The following is a 7,346-nucleotide window of genomic DNA, read 5'->3' as shown; positions in this document are numbered from 1 at the left end:
GTCCAGAATTTATATTACCATTCGATTACAATATTACATTTATATTACAAAATTTGCAATATTATACTGTATAAAGTTTTGTTAACTTTATATGAAAACTGTAAACAAAATTTCCTTAAGCTCACTCCTACTTCGCTTCCACCTAAAAAAAGCACTTTCTACTAAAAAAATTTCAATAGAAAGTGCTTTACTAGTTAGAAAAGGTTATATTTTAGACTGCCTTCCCTCTTCTTTTTTCTTTATCTGTCCCAATATCTGAAACGTTCAAATGCATCTAAAATCGCTTCTGGTTTATCAGAAACAATCACACCTGGCGCATCTAATTGGATTTTACTATGTTTTAATAACTTAGACGCTGCTTCAGATACAACTACTGGTTTTTTGTGTTTATAACTTAATTCAGCGAAATCAACTGCATCTTCTAATAATTCGTTGCCATCTGATAAGATAATTACGCTATCGAAGACAGTTGAACTTGCTGTACTGTAAGTTTCAGTAATACCAACTTCTTCATTTAAATCTTTCGCATGTTGTCCTACAAAGGCGAAGTTCAAACGATTGTTTGAGAAGACTTCAGCATAAGCTTTCAATGTATTTGCATCGATATCGCCATTAATTAATACGGCTACAGAGTGGCCTAATAATGGAATATCGAATTTTTCTAATGTTAATTGGCTATCACTTGCGTCAGATTGAACTTCTTCATTATTTTCAGGCACATCAACGCCAACATTTTTAGCCACATATTCAGCTAATTGACGATCCACTTTATTTAATTGGTTAACCGCATTTTGTTTAACCATCACTGATTTACATTTACCAATTTCGAATGAGAACGCATCAGCCATATGTTGTTGTTCCGCTTCAGTTAAGCTATTTTTATAAAGTTTAGCTTGAGTATAATAATCTTTGAAGCTTTCACTACGTTGACGTACTTTGTGGCCTTCCACTTTTTCTTGATAATGTTCGTAGCCACCTTCTTCTTTCGATGCTGTGTGTGGTTCATTATTATTCAAGCCATTCTTATGATAAGCCGTTTGACCTTGGTGAATATTCATTTGGTGCATCGCATCACGTTGGTTATTGTGTACGCCACTAACAGGTCTGTTGATTGGAATTTGGTTAAAGTTTGGTCCACCCAATCTTGAAATTTGTGTATCTGTATATGAGAATAAACGCCCTTGTAATAATGGGTCATTTGAAAAGTCGATACCAGGCACGACATGTCCAGTATGGAAAGCAACTTGTTCAGTTTCCGCAAAGACATTATCAACGTTACGATTTAACGTCATTTTACCTACACGTTTTACTGGAATTTGATCTTCTGGCCAAAGCTTCGTAGGATCTAAAATATCGAAATCAAAATCAAATTCTTGTTCAGGCGTAATGATTTGGAAACCTAATTCCCATTCAGGATAATCGCCTTTTTCAATTGATTCATATAAATCTTTTCTATGGAAATCGACATCTTTACCATGTAAGATTTGTGCTTCATCCCATACTAAGCTTTCTAAACCATGTAATGGTTTCCAGTGGAATTTAACAAAGTAAGATTGACCTTCTTTATTTACCAATCTAAATGTATGTACACCGAAACCTTCCATTTGACGATAGTTCTTCGGAATACCTCTATCACTCATCGCCCAGAAAACTGCATGCGTAGATTCAGGGTTTTGTCCAAAGAAGTCCCAGAATGTATCATGTGCTGAACCACCTTGAGGCATTTCATTATGAGGTTCTGGTTTTAATGCATGTACAAAGTCAGGGAATTTAATCGCATCTTGAATAAAGAATACTGGGGCGTTGTTACCAACTAAATCAAAGTTACCTTCATCAGTATAGAATTTAGTTGCGAAACCACGAATATCTCTTACAGTATCAGGAGACCCTTTTGATCCTTGCACTGTAGAGAAACGGACGAATACTGGCGTTGTTTTTTCAGGGTGAGTTAAGAAGTCTGCTTGTGTATATTCGCTCATATCTTCATATACTTTAAATTCACCATGTGCACCAAATCCACGCGCATGTACAACACGTTCAGGAATACGCTCATGGTCGAAATGCATCATTTTTTCACGGAAATGGAAATCCTCTAGAAGTGTTGGACCTCTATCGCCGACTGTAAGAGAGTTTTCATCCTCACTTACTTTCACACCATGGTTAGTTGTAATTGCTTGATTATAATTATTTTTCTTTTGCGATTCTAATTGTTCAAGCTTTTTATTATTTGATTCTGTCACCTTTATCTCCCCCGATAAATTAATATTTGCCTTTATCATGACTCATTACTTAATATGCCCTACTCTACGATAAACGCTATACAATTAATTTATTCCCCTTACCCGTTTTTTTAATCACGCTTTAAGCCTTATAATTTTAATATATTTTTTACTCGTGATTTTTATTTTCTTGAAAAGTGGTGAAGATATAGCTTACGAGAAAGTGATTACGAGTGCATAAAAGTTAACTGTAATCATTTTCCTAAATAAAAAAAGACATCATCAAAAGACTTAGTCCTTTAATGATGCCTCGCATAAACTATTTAAAATCAATCTTAAATTCACTCAATCTACACAATGTTATCAAGGATTTCCTTACGTAAATTCCCTCTAATTTCTGCCATTGTGTTTAAGTGATATTTCTTATAATCACCTGAATCTACTCTAAACGCATGAATACCTAACACTTCGTTCTTATCATTTAACACAGCAGCTCCAGACGAACCTGGTTCAGCCATCATTTGATAATAACCGATAGGATTAACATTACGTGCTGTCATAGAATATTTACCTTTAGAATGGTACATCGTTCCTGCAGGATCGTTTTTATACTGCCCTGATGGCGCACCATAATGATACATATGAATAGGCGTATTTGCTTTCAATGACTTAATCGTCTTCTCAGATGCAATTTTGCGTATCGGCATGTATTTCGAAATATCCTCGTATGTATACACGAGAGCTACATCCCCATTCTGTAACATCTGCACACCAAAAACCTCAAGTGTTTTCGCTACTTTTGAACCCTCTTGTAACAAGTTCACTCGCATATTCTGAGGCTGTGATGGTGACAAAGGTCGATGCGCACGTTGATCATTCACCACATGATTAGCAGTTAAAATGGTATGCTTCCCAATCGCCGTTCCTGTTCCGTACGTTAACGTTTTGGCCGTTGGATTCCAATTATATACTGTCGCAATGTTAGCATCCTTTGGTTTGGCATGTTCAATTGTCACATCTTTATTCCCAGATTTCTTCATGATTTTTAAAGCATCATCAAGACCCGACTCTTTCGTCGTTTGACCGAAATCTCGTACATTCTCACCGCCAGGTACATTTGAAGGCCATCGCTTAGGCGGTTGGTTATAATAATTTTTATTAGTTGATGATGTTGTTTTTGGTAGTGTCTTCGCTGTCGTTTTAACGCTTGGTTGTACTGGCTTACTTTTCGTAATAGTTGCTATTCTAGGCGTTTTCTCATTTTTTGAATTACTTGTAGCCTTTGTCGTTTGAGCAAGTACTTGTGGTTTCGTCGCTTTTGTTACAGGCTTTGTTGTTGCTTTAACGCTTGTTTGCTTTGGCTTACCTTTTGTACTTGTTGCTAACTTAGGCGTTTTCCCACTCTTCATATTACTTGCAGTTTTTGGCGTTTGAGCAGGTAATTGTGGTTTTGATACTTTTGGTACTACACTCTTTGATACTTGATTAGAAGTTACTTTCTTATTCTGTGGCAACGTTGCCGATGCATGAACAGCTTTAGGCGTGTTCATTCCATTTTTGCCTTGAGGTTCAGCTACCTTATGTAATGTGTTGTGAGTAGCCTCCAAATTATCTTTAGTTAAAGCCTGTGCTTCATTTAATTGAAAAAAGAAGGCCAACCCCATCATTACGAATACCGTAACAACTATTTGAATATATCTTTCTAATTTTACCCCTTTGTTCACTATATTTATCCCCTCTTACTTTAAAAATATAAATAATTTATCTTTTAATAATATTTATTATATACATTTATTACCAATGTCTACAATATTTTATTAATAAATTTTTTATTTAACAAAAAGGTTTGACAAGGAATTAAAAAAGCTTAAAAGTACGTATCAGTTTCTCTATAGAAAGTTATTTCATCTCTTCACATGAAGGGTTACTTATCACAGTTGGCTAGTAATGTATTTAACGTTTCAATTACACCATCTCTATTATTATCAATAGAAATCAAATTCGCTTCACGTTTTAATTCAGGATAAGCATTGTCCATTGCCACTTTGTATCGTGCATTTTCAAATAGAGGGATATCATTTAAACCATCACCAAAGACAATGGTTTGATCAATACTAATATTTAATAAATTTTGTAAAAAGCGAATCGTTTTTCCCTTATCAACATCTTTATGTGTGATATCTATCCAATTCTCTTCTGCAGCAACGATATAAAGCTCATCTTCATATCTTTTTAAATCTTTTACATGTTCAAAGTACTGCCCTTTAATATCAAAAATAGTAATCTTTAAAATTTCTCTATCAATCGTATTTAAATCATTTAAAAATGTTACCTTCTCATATGAACCTAAAACCATTTCTCGTTCTTTCTGAGAAATATCTTCTTCTGAATATGCCATACCTTCAGTACAAACAATAATAACTAAATCATCATCAATTTGTTTAATCGACTTAATTAAGTCTTGCCCAAGTTGATTACTAAATGTCTTAGCATAAATATTCATACCATTAATTTTTATTCGAGAAGCACTATCTCCGATGATAAATAAATCCTTTGCTAAGTCTCCAACAATAGCATCCACACGCTCATTCTGTTTCCCAGTACAAAAAGCTAAACGAATATCCATTCCTCTCAGTTGACTCAATAAACTTTGAAACTTCTCACGATTAAAACTACCTTTTGAATTTAAAAATGTCCCATCCATATCTGTAACAACTAACTTAAACATTTTAATCCCTCGTTTATATTCTATATTTGGTATAACTAGTGAAATAGCGATAAAATTTAGCAAATACATAGATTGAATTTTAAAATATTCACACTCTTTTGACTGCTATAATACCCCTTCTTATTTGAATAGACAAATCTAATTCGTTACCATTTTGAATGAGAATAGTTATCAATTTAAGGAGTGGAGATTATGGAAACAGTTTATTTAGCTGGAGGTTGTTTATATGGCGTAGAAGCTTATATTCGTACACTTCCTGGCGTAATCGATACTACCAGTGGAAGAGCTAATGGTATTACGAATACTTTAGAAGGAGAATATGATGGTTATGTTGAAGCCGTTAAAACAGAATTCGATCCTGATAAAGTTTCAATTACAGACTTAATGGGATATTTATTCGAAATCATCGATCCCTATAGTGTTCACCAACAAGGCCAAGACATCGGCTTAAAATATAGAACAGGTTTATATAGTGAGAATCCTAAGCACCTTAAAGAAGCACAAGCCTTTATCGACGCTATTGAAGACCATCATCTTATAGCGACCGAAGTCTTACCGCTTACTAACTATGTTAAAAGTGCTGAAATGCATCAAAACCGATTAGAACACCATCCTGACGACTATTGTCACTTACCTAAAAGCTTAGTTTACAAATATAAAAATACAGAAAATAAATAATTATAAAATCATATCCTCAAAATATGAATCATATATACTAATACGCTTAGATACAATCTCTTTGTACCTAAGCGTATATTTTTCATTAATATTAAGTATTATTTTTTCTGATAGGAATGATTGTTTTAGCAAGGCTAAACTTCCATTTATAATCCTAACTTAACCTTTTAATTACTTCTTAATATATCCTAAATTACCACCAACAGTTTCATAAAAATCAAAACGCATGCCAGATTTGATTACTGAGCCATTTAAATCTTTATCTAAAACTGTGAGCGCTAGTTTACCTTTAGGTAGGTCACCTGTTTTAAACTGAACACTATATTCTCCAGATTTGAAACGATTTTTCTTAATATCTATTACAATAAACTGAGTTGGATCTTTTCGATTTTTAACTTCTAGATATTTTAAATCAGAGTTTTTAGAAAGTAATTTAAAAAAGATTTTATCATTTTCTTGCTCGATTTTTAGCAATGTAGGGTGCATTCTTTTTTTATAATTTGTCCCTTTAAATGAATAATAATAGATATCATTTTTCTCATGAAGTGGTTTATCATCTTTTCTAAGATAAAATTTAACGAAATTTAAAATCTCTTCTTTATCGCCTTTACGTATTAATTTTATTGCTTGTCGGTTTAATTCGTCATCGACATAATCTAAAGGATTGAAATGTTCTTCTATCATATGAATAATATCTTGAAAAATAGGAAGTAATTCATCAATGTCATTAATAAAGCGCTTTTTATAAAACTTAGCTTCTAAAATATCTTTATTAATAATACGGTATAGCAAATTAGGCATTAGCTTATTATTTTTATACTTATTCATTAAATGTCTATAAGCTTCCCCTTGCCATTTCATTCGATTAATACTTGTTGAGCTTTCTGATTTAACTAAAGAAATATTATCATCGTATCGATTAGCACAATACACTACCTCTTGCGTCGTACTAATACGTTTAGTATTGAAAAATACTTCTGCAAAAAATTGTAAATCTTCTCCATAAATCATTTCTGGAAATTGAATATGATTCTTTTTAATTACGCTAGCTTTAATCATACGACCAGCAGGCGCTAGATGATAAAACGATTTTCTAAAATATTTTAAATCTGTTTTTTTATATGAAATTTTAGATAGAGCAACTCCACTTCTAGCAATACGATCACTATGCACATATTTAGTTAACCCAGTAGCATAATCTGTCTTATTTGTTTTTAAAAGTGTGTATAGCTTTTCTAAAGCACCTTTAGGAAGCCAATCGTCCCCATCTATGAATATTATGTATTTTCCTTTACTTAAATCAATAGATAAATTACGTGGTTTTGCCGGAGTGCCTGAATTTTCATCTAATTGAACAAACTTATAGTTAGCGAAGTTATCTATTTTTTTAGCAACAATATCGAATGTTTGATCAGTAGAACAATCATCCACCACAATGACTTCATAATCTTTAATATCCATTGTTTGTTTTAAAATACTATCTAATGTAGTTTCAATAAACTTCTCTTTATTATATGTACTAATTAATACACTTACTTTGGGCCTATGATTGATTTCTTTACTCTTTACAATCTTCATTTCTATGCTCCTTAAATCAATAATAAATTTAATAATATAATGTACTTTTTAATAATAATAAAAATACAAACAATAATATATTATACATAATACAATAGTTTTTTCTATATCTATTATTGCAATAATACAATAATAGATTATAT

General features: G+C 32.3%; 5 protein-coding genes. 1 reads left to right on the top strand and 4 read right to left on the bottom strand.

Annotation, left to right across the window (positions count from 1 at the left end; translation table 11 throughout):
* Positions 1-239: 239 nt before the first annotated feature.
* The 3 genes from CD127_RS10235 to CD127_RS10225 all read right to left on the bottom strand — a co-directional run bounded on the left by CD127_RS10235 (position 240) and on the right by CD127_RS10225 (position 4,947).
* Positions 240-2,240, bottom strand: a complete 2,001-nt coding sequence (locus CD127_RS10235; RefSeq protein ID WP_235851293.1) for a catalase — start codon at positions 2,238-2,240, stop codon at positions 240-242.
* 329 nt (positions 2,241-2,569) lie between these two features.
* The gene (locus CD127_RS10230) at positions 2,570-3,883 is read right to left on the bottom strand and encodes a trypsin-like peptidase domain-containing protein (protein WP_420853167.1); all 1,314 of its coding nucleotides are present in this window, start codon (positions 3,881-3,883) and stop codon (positions 2,570-2,572) included.
* Positions 3,884-4,143: 260 nt separating this feature from the next.
* Positions 4,144-4,947 carry a Cof-type HAD-IIB family hydrolase gene (locus CD127_RS10225; RefSeq protein WP_103366637.1) on the bottom strand — a complete coding sequence of 268 codons (804 nt, stop codon included), beginning with the start codon at positions 4,945-4,947 and terminating at the stop codon, positions 4,144-4,146.
* A gap of 192 nt (positions 4,948-5,139) precedes the next feature.
* Here CD127_RS10225 and CD127_RS10220 point away from each other — a divergent pair, with 192 nt between their 5' ends.
* Positions 5,140-5,625 carry a peptide-methionine (S)-S-oxide reductase gene (locus CD127_RS10220; protein ID WP_103366636.1) on the top strand — a complete coding sequence of 162 codons (486 nt, stop codon included), beginning with the start codon at positions 5,140-5,142 and terminating at the stop codon, positions 5,623-5,625.
* Between the two features lie 171 nt (positions 5,626-5,796).
* Here CD127_RS10220 and CD127_RS10215 read toward each other — a convergent pair whose 3' ends face one another.
* Positions 5,797-7,203: a glycosyltransferase family 2 protein gene (locus CD127_RS10215; RefSeq protein WP_103366635.1), complete on the bottom strand. Its 1,407-nt coding sequence runs from the start codon at positions 7,201-7,203 to the stop codon at positions 5,797-5,799.
* Between the last annotated feature and the right edge of the window lie 143 nt (positions 7,204-7,346).

Source organism: Staphylococcus petrasii (assembly GCF_002902565.1).
Lineage (GTDB): Bacteria > Bacillota > Bacilli > Staphylococcales > Staphylococcaceae > Staphylococcus > Staphylococcus petrasii.
Note: the sequence above shows the minus strand (reverse complement) of the source record. Positions and strands in the feature narration are given on the sequence as shown.